Source organism: Variovorax boronicumulans (assembly GCF_030812215.1).
GTDB lineage: Bacteria > Pseudomonadota > Gammaproteobacteria > Burkholderiales > Burkholderiaceae_C > Variovorax > Variovorax boronicumulans_C.
Genome location: NZ_JAUSSG010000001.1, coordinates 289,709 through 304,343 on the forward strand (window position 1 = coordinate 289,709; position 14,635 = coordinate 304,343).

A 14,635-nucleotide genomic window follows, 5' to 3' on the forward strand; every position below is an offset into this window, starting at 1 on the left:
AACCCAAGGGCCATTCACTCGTAGACGATCAGCGCCTTGCCCGCCTCCGCCTGCGCCGTCCAGCTCGCGAGCGCGGCATCGGTCGGGAAGAACTTGGCGCGCTCGCCCAACTGCAGCTCGACCTGCGCGCCGCCGCGCGCCATCGACAGGCGCACCGGCAGGCCCTGCACCAGGTCGCCGACTTCCGTCTGCTCGGTGCGCGGCGGAAAGTCCTTCACCAGCCGCGCGATGTCCGGCGCCTTGCCGTTGACCGCCACGCGCAGGAACTTGCCGAAGCGGCAGCGCGCCGTCGCCAGGTCCCACACCTGCTGCACCTGGAAGCGCGCCTCGAAACCGCCGCGCGCGGGCTGCAGCCGGCCGCTCACGATGACGAGTTCGTCGTCCTTCAGGGTGTTGCGGTTGGCGTTGATGAGCGCCTCGTCGGCCGTCGCGTCGATGGACTCCGACTTGTCGTCCAGCTTGAAGATCGCGAGCCGCCCGCGCTGTCCGTTGATCACGCGGAAGTCGCTCACGATGCCCGCGATGACCTGCTGGTCGCGGCTGTCGAGCAGGTCGCCGATTTCGCGCTTGCAGAAGCGCCGCACCTCGTGCGAGACCTCGTCGAACAGGTGGCCCGAAAGGTAGAAACCGATGGCCGTTTTCTCGAGCGTCAGCCGCTCCTTCACGCCCCACGGCGTGGCGTCGACGAGGTCGGGTTCGGCGGTGGCCGAGCCGTGCTCGCAGTCGCCGAAGATATCGACCTGCGAGGCGTTGGCCGCCGTCGCGCTGGCGAATTCGAAGGCGCGGTCCACCGAGGCGATCAGTGCCGCGCGGTTCTGCTGGATCGCATCGAACGCGCCGGCCTTGATGAGTGCCTCGACGGTACGCTTGTTGATGCGCTGGCGGTCGATGCGCACGCAGAAATCGAACAGGCTCTTGAACGGCCCGCCCTCTTCGCGCGCCCGCACCACGGCCTCGACCGCGAGCTGGCCCGTGCCCTTGACGGCGCCCAGGCCGTAGCGGATCACCTTGTCGGTCACGGGTTCGAAGCGATAGTTGCCTCGGTTCACATCCGGCGGCTCGAAGGTGATGCCGAAATTCTTCTGGGCGTCTTCGAACAAGAGCTTGAGCTTGTCCGTGTCGTCCATTTCCACGGTCATGTTGGCGCAGAAGAATTCGGCCGTGTAGTGGACCTTGAGCCAGCCCGTGTGGTACGCCAGCAGCGAGTAGGCGGCGGCGTGCGACTTGTTGAAGCCGTAGCCCGCGAACTTCTCCATCAAGTCGAAGATTTCGTCGGCCTTGTCCTGCGGAATGCCGTGCGTGGCGAGCGCGCCCGCGCGGAATTTCTCGCGGTGCTCGGCCATCTCCTCGAGCTTCTTCTTGCCCATCGCGCGGCGCAGCAAGTCCGCGCCGCCGAGCGAGTAACCGCCCAGGATCTGCGCGGTCTGCATGACCTGCTCCTGGTAGACCATGATCCCGTAGGTCTCCGAGAGCATCTCGGCCACGGCCGGGTGCGGGTACTCGACCTCTTCGCGGCCGTGCTTGCGCGCCACGAAGCTGGGAATCAGGTCCATCGGGCCCGGACGGTACAGCGCGTTCAGCGCGATCAGGTCTTCCAGGCGCGTGGGCCGCGCGTCTTTCAGCATGCCCTGCATGCCGCGCGATTCAAACTGGAACACCGCCTCCGTCTTGCCTTCGGAGAAGAGCCGGTAGGTGGCCGCGTCCTTCAGTGGAATATTCTCGAACGCGAAGTTCTCCTGCCCCTTGTGGCGCTTGACGATGAACTCTTTCGCGATCTCCAGGATGGTGAGTGTGGCAAGACCCAGGAAGTCGAACTTCACGAGGCCGATGGCTTCGACGTCATCCTTGTCGTACTGGCTCACCGCCGAGTCGCTGCCCGGCTGCTGGTAGAGCGGGCAGAAGTCGGTGAGCTTGCCCGGCGCAATGAGCACGCCGCCGGCGTGCATGCCGATGTTGCGGGTCATGCCTTCGAGCTTCTGCGCGAGCTCGACCAGCATGCGCACTTCTTCTTCCTTCTCGATGCGCTGCGCGAGCTGCGGCTCCATCTCGATGGCGTAGTTGTTCTTGTCGCCCTCGATCTTTTTCTCGGGCGGGTACTGCAGCGTGACCGACATGCCCGGCTTGTTGGGAATCAGCTTGCTGATGCCGTCGCAGAACATGTAGCTCATGTCCAGCACGCGGCCCACGTCGCGGATGGCGGCGCGCGCGGCCATGGTGCCGAAGGTAGCGATCTGGCTCACGGCGTTGCGGCCGTACTTGTCCTTCACGTAGTCGATCACGCGGTCCCGGTTGCCCTGGCAGAAGTCGATGTCGAAGTCGGGCATCGAGACGCGTTCGGGGTTCAGGAAACGTTCGAACAGCAGCTTGTATTCGAGCGGGTCGAGGTCGGTGATCTTGAGCGCATAGGCCACCAGCGAGCCGGCGCCCGAGCCCCGACCCGGGCCGACCGGGCAGCCGTTTTCCTTGGCCCACTTGATGAAGTCGCCCACGATCAGGAAGTAGCCGGGGAAGCCCATGTTCAGGATCGTCTTGATCTCGAACTCCAGGCGTTCCACGTAGCGCGGCCGCTCGGCGTCGCGCTTGGCGACGTCGGGATAGAGGTGCGCGAGGCGCACCTCCAGACCCTCGAACGACTCCTGGCGGAAGAAGTCGTCGATCGGCATGCGCACGCCTTCGCTGATGAAGGGCGTGGGGAAGTCGGGCAGCTGCGGCTTGCCGAGCACCAGCGTCAAGTTGCAGCGCTTGGCGATCTCGACCGTGTTGGCCAGCGCGCTCGGCACGTCGGCGAACAGGGCCTGCATCTCGGCGGTCGACTTGAAGTACTGCTCTTCGGTGAACTTGCGCACGCGGCGCGGGTTGCCGAGGATTTCGCCTTCGGAGATGCACACGCGCGCCTCGTGCGCTTCGTAGTCCTGCCGTTCGGCGAACTGCACCGGGTGCGTGGCGACCACCGGCAGCTTCAGGCGTGCGGCGAGCTTCACGGCGGCGATGACATGCGGCTCGTCTTCCGGACGGCCCGCGCGCTGCAGTTCGATGTAGAAGCGGTGCGGGAACATGCCCGCCAGCTTCAGCGCCAGTTCGGCGGCGCGCTCTTCCTGTCCCTGCAGCAGCGGCACGCCCAGCGGCCCCGCCTGCGCACCCGACAGCACGATCAGTCCGCCCGAAAGCTCTTCGAGCCATTCGAGCTTGCAGGCCGCCTGCGACTGGCCGCGGCCCACGTTCTGCGTCCAGGCGCGTGCCAGCAATTCGGACAGGCTCAGGTAGCCTTCCATGTTCTGCACCAGCAGCACGAGGCGGGTGAGCACGCCGGGCTCCTTGCCCAGCCCCTCGATGAAGATTTCAGCGCCGATGACGGGCTTGACGCCCTTGCCTCGCCCCTGCTTGTAGAACTTGACCGCCCCGAACAGGTTGTTCAGGTCGGTGATGGCGAGGGCTGGCTGCTTGTCGGCAGCGGCGGCCTTGATGACTTCGTCGATCCGGTTGGTGCCGTCGACGACGGAAAACTCGGTGTGCAGGCGCAGGTGAACAAACATCCTGCCATTGTAGAAAGCACCGCCCCCACCATGTGGGTTGGCTATCCCTGAATTGGCCCCCCGGCTTGCCACTTCGTGTGCTTCGCCACCCCCAAGGGGGAGGCTCGGTGCCTTGGGGCGGCCCGGCGGCACCTAGAATCGCGCCCCGTGCAAGAGATTCTGAATATCGCGGCCTACAAATTCGTGGCCATAGACGACAGCCCCGTGCTGCGTGAAGACCTGCGTGCCCGCACCCAGGCCCTGGGCCTCATGGGCACCATCCTGCTGGCGCCTGAAGGTATCAACCTGTTTCTGGCAGGCCCCGCCGATGCGATCCATGCCTTCCTGGCCGACCTGCGGACCGATGCGCGCTTCGCCGACCTCGAGACCAAGGAAAGCTGGTCCGCCACGCAGCCCTTCCGCCGCATGCTGGTCAAGCTCAAGCGCGAGATCATCCGCATGGACCACCCGGCCATCCAGCCTGCGGCCGGCCGCGCACCCGGTGTCGACGCCCTCACCCTCAAGCGCTGGCTCGACCAGGGCCACGACGACGAGGGCCGCGAGATCGCATTGCTCGACACGCGCAACGATTTCGAAGTCGACGAAGGCACCTTCGACGGCGCGATCGACTGGCGCATCACCAAGTTCACCGAATTCCCGCCCGCGCTCAAGGCGCACCGCGCCGATTTCGAAGGCAAGACCGTGGTGAGCTTCTGCACCGGCGGCATCCGCTGCGAGAAGGCCGCGATCCTGATGCGCGAAGAAGGCGTCGAGCATGTGCTGCAGCTCGAAGGCGGCATCCTCAAGTACTTCGAGGAAGTCGGCGGCGCGCACTACCACGGCGACTGTTTCGTGTTCGACGGCCGGCGCGCGCTGGCGCCCGACCTGAGCGCGCGCGCGGCCGATGCCAGCGCACGCGCGTCCGAAGACATCGACCTGGGCCGCGGCCTGAAGAAATAACCGGCAACCGTCATGCGCATCCTCCTGGTGGAAGACGAACTGGACATGGCCTCGTGGCTCATCCGGGCGTTGACCCAGAGCGGCTTCGTCGCCGACCACGCGCCCGATGCGCGCACCGCCGAGGCCTTCATGGCCGGCACCGAATACGACGCCATCGTTCTCGACCTGCGCCTGCCCGACAAGCACGGCCTGAGCGTGCTGGCCGACATGCGCGATGCCGACGACCGCACGCCCGTGCTCATCCTCACCGCGCAAGGCGCGCTGCAGGACCGGGTGCGCGGCCTCAACCTGGGCGCGGACGACTTCCTCACCAAACCCTTCGAGCTGGTCGAGCTCGAGGCGCGCCTTGCGGCGCTGGTGCGGCGCAGCCGCGGCAAGCAGCATCCGCGGCTGCAGTGCGCCTCGCTCTCGTACGACAGCGAGAGCCACGCCTTCACGCTGCGCGGCACGCTGCTGTCGCTCACGCCGCGGGAGCAAGCGGCACTCACCGCGCTCCTGATGCGCAGCGGCGCGCCGGTCGGCAAGTCGCAGCTCTTCGCCAAGGTGTTCACCAACGACAGCACCGCGGGCCCCGACGCCATCGAGGTGGTGCTGCACCGCCTGCGGCGCAAGCTCGCGGACAGCGACGTGCGCATCGTCACCGTGCGCGGGCTGGGCTACATGCTCGAGGGCATTGCCGATGGACCCCCAGGCTCCGTCCCGCCCACCGAGGGCTGAACCGCAGCGCTTCGGCATCCGCGCGCGCCTGCTCGCGCTGCTGCTGCCGGGCATCGTCGCGCTGCTGGCGCTGGACAGCTGGAACGACTACCGCACGCTCACCGATTCCCTGGTGGTCGCCTACGACCAGAGCCTGCTCGAACCGGTGCAGGCGCTGGCCAACGGCATCGTGGTCGCGAGCGACGGCAGCGTGCGGGTGCAGGAGGCCTTCTCGGTGCAGGCGATGTTCGAGTCCACGCACCTGCGCTACAAGTACCTGCACGTCGGCGTGCAGCGCATCCCCAAGGGCGAGGCGCTCGACGCCAATGCGCCCGAGACCACGCTCATGGGCGTGCCCGGCCTGCCCCGCCCCGCGCAAACGCCGCCCGACGGCACGCCGGTGTTCTACGACGCGGTGCACGAGCAGCACCCGGTGCGCGTGGCCGCGCTGCGCCAGACCGTCTATGACACCAAGCATCCCGGCGACGGCTGGAGCGTGTTGATCCAGGCCGCCGAGGGCACCGGTCCGCGGCTGCAGGCCCAGACCGAATCGCTCAAGCAGGAACTGCTGCGCGACACGCGAATGATCCTGGTGGTGGCCCTGCTGGTGTGGCTGGGCGTGGCCTGGACGCTGCGGCCGCTGGAGCGCCTGCGCCGGTCGCTGCGCGAGCGCCGACGCGACGACCTCAAGCCGCTGGACGCGAGCGGCGTGCCTCAGGAAGTGGTGCCGCTGGTCGACGCCGTCAACCACCACATCGCGGGCCACCGGCGCATGGTGGCGGAGCAGTCGCAGTTTCTGGCCGACGCCTCGCACCAGTTGCGCACGCCGCTGAGCATCCTGTCGATCCAAGCCGGCTACGCGGTGCGCGAGACCGACCCCGAGCGCATGCGCGAATCGCTGCATGCCATCGTCGCGCAGCTGGCGCGCACGCGGCGCCTCAGCGAGCAATTGCTGTCGCTCGCGCATGCCACCACCGAAGACGAGATCGCGGGCGCCGAGCCGGCTGTCGCCGACCTCAGCGACATCGCGCGCGGCGTGGTGCTGCAGTACCTGCCGCTCGCCCACGAGCATGACCAGGACCTGGGCTGGGTCGATGCACGCGCCGAATCGGAGACCGAGGACCAGGCCCCGGTACTCCCCGTCAGGGCCAACGCCGCCGAACTGCACGAGGCGCTCGCGAACCTGGTGCACAACGCCATCAAGTACACGCCGCGCGGCGGCAACATCACAGTGACCGTGCGGCGCGAGGCCTCGCATGCGCTGGCCGAGGTGTGCGACAGCGGCCCCGGCATCGCACCCGAGCGGCGCGACAGCGTGTTCGAGCGCTTTCACCGCGACCCGTCCACCCACGCCGCCACGCAGGGCGCGGGGCTGGGCCTCACCATCGCGCGCAGCTATGCGCGACGCAACGGCGGCGAGATCGAACTCGACGCCGCCGACATGCCCGAGAGCACCAACGGCGGCGGCCTCCGCGCGATCCTGAAGCTGCCGCTGGCGGCCGGTTCCTCTTAGGGTTTTCGCGGGTAGCGCTGTAAGCAATTACACGTATTTTGAGCTTCGCGAGCCCTCCGAAGCCTTCGTCGAAAGGCGATTGAAAGCCCCGATTCCTAGACTGCGCTCCTTCCAAATCGAAGGAGACTCAATGCACCCGCACGGTGAAGATCCGGCCTCGCACGCGCTTCGGCCCGCACCCCAATTCAAGAAGGATTACTACGGCGGCGCGTTGCTCGTGGTCATTGGCCTCGCGGCCGTCTATGCCGGTGTCGGCTACCGCGTCGGCGAGCTGGCGCACATGGGACCGGGCTTCTTTCCGGTGGCGCTCGGCGGCCTGCTCGCGCTGACCGGCCTGCTCATCGCCTTGTCCGCGCGCGGCGACAAGCCCTCGAGCGGCGAAGAGGCCGCTTCGCACGGCCATCCGGGCGGCATGCCCGACCTGCGCGGTGGCATCTGCATCATCGCGGGCATCCTGTCGTTCCTGCTGCTGGGCGAATACGGCGGCCTGCTGCCGGCGACCTTTGCCATCGTGTTCATCTCGGCGCTCGGTGACCGCGACAACACGCTGACCGAGGCGCTGCTCCTGGCGCTCGCGATGTGCTTCATCGCGGTGGTGGTGTTCTGGTGGGCGCTGAAGCTGCAGCTGCCGTTGTTCCAGTGGGGAGGCTGAAGCCATGATCGGTCAATCGCTCCACGACCTCTGGTTCGGCTTCGGTGTCGCGTTCCAGGGCTCCAATCTCCTGTGGTCGTTCTTCGGCGTGCTGGTGGGCAACCTCATCGGCGTGCTGCCGGGCATGGGCGCGCTGCAGGCCATCTCGATCCTCTTGCCGCTCACCTACGCGATGCACCCGGTGCCCGCGATCCTGATGCTGGCGGGCATCTTCTACGGCTCGCAGTACGGCGGTGCCATCGGCGCCATCCTGATGAACATGCCCTCGCACCCGCCGCATGCGGTGACGTGCCTCGATGGGTATCCGATGACCAAGCAGGGCAAGGGCGGCGTCGCGCTCGGGGTGACGATGATCGCCTCGTTCTTCGCGGCATCGGTCGGCATCATCGTGATGATCTTCGCCTCGCCGCTGCTGGTGCAGATCGCGTTCAAGTTCGGCCCGACCGAGATCTTCTCGATCATGCTGCTGGGCCTGCTCGCGGGCTCGACCATGTCGCGCGGCTCGCCGCTCAAGGGTGTGGCGATGACGATCTTCGGCCTCCTGTGCGGCGTGGTCGGCACCGATGTGAACAGCGGCAGCTTCCGCTTCGCCTTCGGCCTGCCCGAGCTGAGCGACGGCCTGGAGCTGGTGGCCATCTCGATGGGCCTCTTCGGCGTGGCCGACTTCCTGCTCAACGTGAACCGCATGAAGGCCATCGGCGACACCGGCACGCTCAAGCTGAGCGACATGCGCCCGAGCAAGGAAGAATTGAAGCGCGCCTTCCCCGCGATGATCCGCGGCACCATCGTCGGCACCGTGTTCGGCGCCATGCCCGGCACCGGCCCGACCATCACCACCTTCATCGCCTACGCGCTGGAGCGCAAGGTGTCGAAGACGCCCGACAAGTTCGGCACCGGCATGATCGAAGGCGTGGCCGGCCCCGAGGCCTCGGCCCACTCGAAGACGCAGGTCGACTTCATCCCGACGATGAGCCTGGGTATTCCGGGCGACGCCGTGATGGCGCTGATCCTCGGTGCGCTGCTGATCCAGGGCATCCAGCCCGGCCCGCAGCTCATCACCGAGCATCCGGACATCTTCTGGGGCCTGATCGCCTCGTTCTGGATCGGCAATGTGATCCTGGTGATCCTGAACGTGCCGATGATCGGCGTGTGGGTGAAGCTGCTGAAGGTGCCCTACAAGTACCTGTTCCCTGCCGCGATGTTCTTCATTGCGACGGGCGTCTACAGCACGCAGAACAGCCTCTTCCAGATCTGGGAAGTGCTGGTGTTCGGCATCGTCGGCGCGGTGCTGATGACGCTGGAGTTCTCGGTCGCGCCGATCCTGCTGGGCTTCGTGCTCGGGCCGATGGTGGAGGAGAACTTCCGCCGCGCGCTGCTGCTCTCGCGCGGCGACATGTCGGTGTTCGTCACGCGTCCGATCAGCGGCACCTTCATCGGCCTGTGCGTGCTGCTGCTGCTCGGCGTGGGCTATTCGGCATGGCGCGGTCGCAGCAGCCGCAAGGCGATGATCGAACTGCCGAAGGCGCCCGATGGTGCGCCGCCTGCAGAGGCCATCTCGCTCGGCGGCAAGTAAGCCAACCCAAGAAAAAGGGCCCGCTCAGTCGGGCCCTTTTTTCATTTGAGCTCCTCTATTTGAGCTTCTGCGCGAACGGCAACATGCGTTCGCCGTCGGCATCGGTGAACACCACCGCGGGCGTGAGGCCGACGTAGCGCCCGCCCTCGTGCGGCCGGGCCTCCACGAGCTGCAGGCCGACGAGCTTGCCGCTCTTCACATAGCGGGTCTCGATGTAGATGCCGGTCTGGCCCTTCTTGTTGATCGGCAACTGGGCGACAGCGTCGTAGTCGTCGGTCTTGAGCAGGTGGGTGATGCGGTCCTTCAGGTGGAAGTCGTACCAGGCCTGTTCGTAGACCATCGATTCGCCGGTCTGCACATGCTTGAGCATGATCACCAGCTGCCGCTTGAAGAGCTTCAGCTCCTTCATCAGGAACTCGAAAAGATCGGCGTATTCGCCCGGTGCAACCTCGGGGGTTCGGAAAACTGCCATGTGCCTCGCTCCCTTTCTGGGATGTCGTGAAGGGCGGCGATCCCCTCGATCGCCGCTTGCGGGGCGCAGCTTACTACCCGCGCGTGAACGGCGGGCTCAAGCGGGCGTGGTGCCCGTATCCGGCTCGCGCACGCCGAAGGGCTTGCCTGGCAGCGGAATGAATTCGGTCTCGCCGGGCACATGGCCCATGCGCTGTGCGGCCCAGTCGGCACCGGCTTCGAGGATGCGCTCGCGCCGGCTCGAAACGAAGTTCCAGGTGATGTAGCGCGGACCGTCGAGCGGCTCGCCGCCGATCACCATCAGGCGCACGGCCGCATCGGATGTCAGCACCGCGCCCTGCCCGTCGGGCAGCACCGCCATCGTGTGCGCGGGAACGGCCTCGCCGTTGACGCGCGCATCGGCATCGACGGCGTAGATGGCCAGCTCGGGCGCCAGCGAGGGCAGCTCGAAGCGGGCGCCTGCCGGCAACGCGATGTCGAGGTACACGGTCTGGGTCAGGGTCTTCACCGGCGAGCGCCGGCCGAAAGCCTCGCCCACCAGCACGCGCACATGGACGCCCTGCTCCACCAGCTCGGGAATCGCATCGGCGGCCGTGTGCTCGAAGCTGGGCTCGACCTCTTCATGCGCCTGCGGCAAGGCGGCCCAGAGCTGCAGGCCGTGGTTCACGTAGGTGTCGGCCTTCAGGCGCTCGGGCTTGCGCTCGGAGTGCACGATGCCGCGCCCCGAGGTCATCCAGTTGATCGCGCCGGGCTGGATCTCCTGCACGCTGCCGAGGCTGTCGCGATGCATCATCGCGCCCTCGAAAAGATAGGTGACCGTCGCGAGGCCGATGTGCGGATGCGGCCGCACGTCGTGCTCGGTGCCGGGCTTCTCGGTGGCCGGCCCGAAGTGGTCGAAGAAAACGAAAGGTCCGACCGAGCGGCGCTGCGCCGCGGGCAGGAGGCGCCTCACGTTGAAGCCACCGCCCAGGTCCTTGTCGTGCGGTCGCAGCAGTTGGGACAACTGAGTCTGGGCGGGGGTGTCGGTCATCGTGGGCTCCGTGGGTGGCTGGGTTTTAAGCGCGCGATCTTGCCACTGCCGCAATACGCTCGCCGAATGCGCGGGCGGTGTCGAAGTCGCCCTTGAACATCTCGGCCGGGCTCGCGTCCGAGGGCGATTGCGTCAGCAGGCCGCCGTAGCCGCCCACGTAGTTCATCGACTCGCGCGTGGCCGCCTTGTTGTTGGTCGGAAGGATGCCCATGCTGACCCAGATGCCGCTGTGCTGCATCGCGAGAGTCCAGAGGTAGGACATGGTCGTGACCTTGTCGCCGTTCATGGTGGCGCTGTTGGTGAAGCCGGCGAAGAGCTTGTCCTTCCAGCCCTGCGTGTACCAGACCTTCGACGACGCATCGGCGAACTTCTTGAACTGCCAGCTCACGCCGCCCATGTAGGTCGGTGAGCCAAAAACGATGGCGTCGGCCGCGGCCAGCGTTTCCCAGCCGCCTTCGGGCAGGTTGCCATCGGCGTCGATGGCGAGCAATTGCGCGCCGGCAGATTCGGCCACGGCTTGCGCAATGCGCTGGGTGTGGCCGTAGCCGGAATGGAAGACGACAACGATGTTTGCCATTGGATGATCTCCTGAGTGAAACGATGGTCAGTGGTGGCGGATGCCTTTTTCGCGGAACACCGAGGAACCGGCTTTGCCGGGCCTCAGGTGTTGCCCCCGGTGGGGGTTGGCGAAGCGACACGAAGTGCGCGAAGCCTGGGGGAGAGCTTATTTTTTATCGATGCTGAAGCGGCCGGGGCCGAAGGCGGCGAACGCGAGCAGGCCACCGGCGATGGCGATGTTCTTGTTGAAGTTGATCTGCTGCATCATCTTCATCGCATCGGGCGCCGACCAGTACTTGTGGAAGAACAGCGCGGCGGCCACGGTGAAGATCGCCATCGCAATGGCGGTCCATCGGGTCTTGAAGCCCAGCAGCAGCGCGATGCCCAGGCCCAGTTCGACCACGATGGCGATCACGGCGCCCACTTCCGGCAACGGCAACCCCACCGAGCTGATGTAGCCCACGGTGCCGCCAAAGCCCATGAGCTTGCCGATGCCGGCGGGAATGAACAGGTACGCGACCAGGATGCGGCCGATCAGCGCCAGGATGTCCTGCGCCGAGTTGGTGGGGGTGGTGGTTGCCATGGTTGAGAACTCCTCGGGTTGTTGAAGGAAATACAGGGGGAACAGAAAAAAGCCGGGCGACAGGCGCCCGGCGGTGGATCAAGCGGTCAGGTCGAACACCAGCACTTCGGCATCCTTGCCGGCGCCCAGCGTCAATTGCGATTCGCCTTCGAGCATCGCGGCGTCGCCGCCCACGAGCTTCTGGCCATTCACTTCGAGCTCGCCGCGCACCAGGTGCACGTAGCTCTTGCGCGCCGGGTCGAGCGCCAGGCTGGCTTTTTCTTCACCGTCGAGCAGCCCGGCGAAGAGGCGCGCATCGGCATTCACCTTCACCGAACCGTCGCTGCCGTCAGGCGAGGCGACCAGGCGCAGCTTGCCGCGCTTCTCGGCATCGCTGAACTGCTTTTGCTCGTAGCCGGGAGCGATGCCGCGCACGTTGGGCTCGATCCAGATCTGCAGGAAGTGCGTGGTCTCGTCCTTCTTGTGGTTGAACTCGCTGTGCATCACGCCGCGGCCGGCGCTCATGCGCTGCACGTCGCCCGGCGGGATGGATTCGATGTTCCCCATGCTGTCCTTGTGCGCCAGCTCGCCCGAGAGCACGTAGCTGATGATTTCCATGTCCTTGTGGCCGTGGGTGCCGAAGCCGGCGCCCGCCGCCACGCGGTCTTCGTTGATCACCCGCAGGTTGCCGAAACCCATGTGGGCCGGGTCGTAGTAACCGGCAAAAGAAAAGCTGTGAAACGAGCGCAGCCAGCCATGGTCGGCATAACCGCGTTCTTGTGATTTACGGACTTGCAACATCGTAGAACTCCTTTGGCCGTTCCCCGTGGGGATGTTCTGGCCTTCTTCGTATGCCGCGCCGGATGCGCAGCGGATGTGAAGAACTTTAGGCCCGTGCCCCCGAGGGAAAAGCGTCTGGTTTTGATGGCATCATTCAAATTTTTTGATCAATCGATGGAGCCGCCATGCCCAGCGCCAGAGACGTACTGACCCCCGACGCCCTCGCCATGCTGCAGACCGTGGCCAACACCGGCAGCTTCGCCGGCGCGGCACGCACGCTCAACCTCGTGCCCAGCGCACTGAGCTACCGGGTTCGGCAGATCGAAGACGCGCTCGACGTGCTGCTGTTCGACCGCAGCGCGCGCCAGGCGCGCATCACCGAGGCCGGCGCCGAGCTGCTGCGCGAATCGGCGCGCCTGCTCAATGAAATCGACGCCGTGGCCAATCGCGTGAAGCGCGTGGCCACGGGCTGGGAGCCAATGCTGACCATCGCGGTCGACAGCGTGATCGCGCGCGATCCGCTGCTCGACCTGGCCACCGCCTTCTTCGCGCTCGATCCGCCCACGCGGCTCAAGCTGCGCGACGAAACGCTGCTCGGAACCATCGAGGCGCTGACCAGCGGCGAGGCCGATCTCGCCATCGGCGCGGTGCTCGATGCCGCGAGCCTCGCCTTCACCGCCACGGGCATCCGCAGCCGGCCCATCGGCGAACTGCGCTTCGTGTACGCAGTGGCGCCGCACCATCCGCTCGCGCGCCTGCCCGAGCCGCTGACCGATGAAGTGCTGCGCCAGTACCGCGCGGTCGCGGCGGCCGACTCGGTGCGCAGCGGGCCGAGCATGACGGTGAACCTGGTCGGCGGGCAGGACGTGCTCGCCGTGCCGAGCATGCAGTTCAAGCTGGCCGCGCAACTGCACGGGCTGGGCGGCGGCTTCCTGCCCGAGCCGATGGCGCGGCCGTACATCGAGGCGGGCCATCTCATCGAGCGCAAGACGGAGCGCACGCCGCCGCTGGGCACCATGCATTGCGCATGGCGCGTGCGCAGCGCGGGCGGCCCGGGGCGCGCGCTCGAATGGTGGCTCGCGCAGTTCGAGCACGAGGCCACGCGGCGCGCGCTGCTCGAGCGCCATCGGGGACGTTGAGGAAAGCCCTGAGGCGCGCGCGCCCGGCCGCCCCTGCAGACCGATGTAGAGTGCGGACACATTCATCGTCTCCCTGTCAAAAGAAAAGAGTCCGTCATGACCACTCGCGCAACTGCAAAGCAGACCGACCGCCACCGAACCCCCTCCACCCCTCGCCACTACGCCGTCGTCGGCGCCGGCATCGCCGGGGTGGCTGCTGCACGAACGCTGGTGCAGGCGGGCCACAAGGTCACGGTGTTCGAACGCGAAGCCGCACCCGGTGGCCGCATGGCGAGCATCGACACCGCCTTCGGCCGTTTCGACAGCGGCGCGCAGTACTTCACCGTGCGCGATCCGCGCTTTGCGCTGGCGCTCGAAGCCACGCCCAGCCTCTGCCGCCCCTGGAGCGCCAACCTCGTGCGCGTGCTCGACGCCCATGGCCGCGTGGCCGAAGCGGCATTGCCGGGCCGCGAGTCGCACTGGGTCGCGCAGCCCGGCATGGACGCGCTGGTCGCCTACTGGGCCGCGCCGCTGGCCGGCAACCTCATCACAAGCACGCAGGTCACGCAGATCGAGCCCGATGCGCTCGACCCCAAGCGCTGGCAGCTGCGCACCGCGGGCGAAGACGATTCGCAGCATGTGTACTCGGGCTTCGACGCCGTGCTGCTCGCCGTGCCGCCCTCGCGCACCCGCGTGCTGCTGGGAGACGGCAAGCTCTCGGCCGCCATCAGCCAGAAGATCGAGCCGGTGCGCATCGCACCCTGCTGGACGCTGATGATCGCGTTCCCGCAGGCCAACCAGGCCAACATGTCTCACCTCGGTCCGCAGTGGAATGCCGCGCGCAGCACCCATCACCGCGTGGCGTGGCTTGCGCGCGAATCGTCCAAGCCCGGCCGTGAACGCATCGAGCGCTGGACGCTGCAGGCCAGCGCCACCTGGTCGCAGGAACACCTGCGCGACGACGCGCCGCGCGTCGAAGCCAAGCTATTGCGCGCCTTCGCCGAGATCACCGGCATCCACGCAGTTCCTTCGCACGCGCAGACGCGCTGCTGGGCCGAAGCGCAGACGCAGGTGCCCGTGGGCAAGACGCACCTGTGGGATGCCAAGGCCCGCATCGGCGTGGCCGGCGACTGGTGCACCGGGCACCGGGTGGAAGACGCGTTCCTCTCGGGCCTCTCGCTGGCGCTTGCGGTGATCTGATCGATCCGCG

The 14,635-nt window shown here is 67.0% G+C and carries 13 protein-coding genes; 7 read left to right on the forward strand and 6 right to left on the reverse strand.

Annotation, left to right across the window (positions count from 1 at the left end):
* Positions 1–14: 14 nt before the first annotated feature.
* Positions 15–3,533 (reverse strand): DNA polymerase III subunit alpha, encoded by a 3,519-nt coding sequence (gene dnaE, locus J2W23_RS01390; RefSeq protein WP_307647398.1) that lies wholly within the window; start codon positions 3,531–3,533, stop codon positions 15–17.
* 147 nt (positions 3,534–3,680) lie between these two features.
* Here dnaE and J2W23_RS01395 point away from each other — a divergent pair, with 147 nt between their 5' ends.
* From J2W23_RS01395 to J2W23_RS01415, 5 genes are all read left to right on the forward strand, one after another.
* A complete protein-coding gene (locus J2W23_RS01395; RefSeq protein ID WP_307647399.1) occupies positions 3,681–4,472 on the forward strand; it encodes a sulfurtransferase in 792 nt (263 codons plus the stop codon).
* A gap of 12 nt (positions 4,473–4,484) precedes the next feature.
* Positions 4,485–5,189 carry a response regulator gene (locus tag J2W23_RS01400; RefSeq protein WP_307647400.1) on the forward strand — a complete coding sequence of 235 codons (705 nt, stop codon included), beginning with the start codon at positions 4,485–4,487 and terminating at the stop codon, positions 5,187–5,189.
* A complete protein-coding gene (locus tag J2W23_RS01405; RefSeq protein ID WP_307647401.1) occupies positions 5,152–6,681 on the forward strand; it encodes a sensor histidine kinase in 1,530 nt (509 codons plus the stop codon). The genes J2W23_RS01400 and J2W23_RS01405 overlap by 38 nt, the downstream gene beginning before the upstream one ends.
* A 130-nt stretch (positions 6,682–6,811) precedes the next feature.
* Positions 6,812–7,333 carry a tripartite tricarboxylate transporter TctB family protein gene (locus J2W23_RS01410; protein ID WP_307647402.1) on the forward strand — a complete coding sequence of 174 codons (522 nt, stop codon included), beginning with the start codon at positions 6,812–6,814 and terminating at the stop codon, positions 7,331–7,333.
* A gap of 4 nt (positions 7,334–7,337) precedes the next feature.
* The gene (locus J2W23_RS01415) at positions 7,338–8,906 is read left to right on the forward strand and encodes a tripartite tricarboxylate transporter permease (protein ID WP_307647403.1); all 1,569 of its coding nucleotides are present in this window, start codon (positions 7,338–7,340) and stop codon (positions 8,904–8,906) included.
* A gap of 55 nt (positions 8,907–8,961) precedes the next feature.
* On the opposite strand, the gene J2W23_RS01420 is transcribed toward J2W23_RS01415, so the two are convergent.
* The 5 genes from J2W23_RS01420 to J2W23_RS01440 form a co-directional block, all read right to left on the reverse strand.
* A complete protein-coding gene (locus J2W23_RS01420; protein ID WP_307647404.1) occupies positions 8,962–9,378 on the reverse strand; it encodes a hypothetical protein in 417 nt (138 codons plus the stop codon).
* Positions 9,379–9,474: 96 nt separating this feature from the next.
* Positions 9,475–10,407, reverse strand: a complete 933-nt coding sequence (locus J2W23_RS01425) for a pirin family protein (protein WP_307647405.1) — start codon at positions 10,405–10,407, stop codon at positions 9,475–9,477.
* A gap of 25 nt (positions 10,408–10,432) precedes the next feature.
* On the reverse strand, positions 10,433–10,984 hold the full coding sequence (locus tag J2W23_RS01430) for a flavodoxin family protein (RefSeq protein WP_307647406.1): 552 nt from the start codon (positions 10,982–10,984) through the stop codon (positions 10,433–10,435).
* Between the two features lie 147 nt (positions 10,985–11,131).
* Positions 11,132–11,584 carry a DoxX family protein gene (locus J2W23_RS01435; RefSeq protein ID WP_307648044.1) on the reverse strand — a complete coding sequence of 151 codons (453 nt, stop codon included), beginning with the start codon at positions 11,582–11,584 and terminating at the stop codon, positions 11,132–11,134.
* Positions 11,585–11,626: 42 nt separating this feature from the next.
* A complete protein-coding gene (locus tag J2W23_RS01440) occupies positions 11,627–12,328 on the reverse strand; it encodes a pirin family protein (RefSeq protein WP_307647407.1) in 702 nt (233 codons plus the stop codon).
* A gap of 164 nt (positions 12,329–12,492) precedes the next feature.
* Here J2W23_RS01440 and J2W23_RS01445 point away from each other — a divergent pair, with 164 nt between their 5' ends.
* Together J2W23_RS01445 and J2W23_RS01450 are read left to right on the forward strand one after the other, a co-directional pair.
* Positions 12,493–13,446, forward strand: a complete 954-nt coding sequence (locus J2W23_RS01445) for a LysR family transcriptional regulator (RefSeq protein ID WP_307647408.1) — start codon at positions 12,493–12,495, stop codon at positions 13,444–13,446.
* A gap of 96 nt (positions 13,447–13,542) precedes the next feature.
* Positions 13,543–14,625 carry an NAD(P)/FAD-dependent oxidoreductase gene (locus J2W23_RS01450; RefSeq protein WP_307647409.1) on the forward strand — a complete coding sequence of 361 codons (1,083 nt, stop codon included), beginning with the start codon at positions 13,543–13,545 and terminating at the stop codon, positions 14,623–14,625.
* The last annotated feature ends 10 nt before the right edge of the window (positions 14,626–14,635 follow it).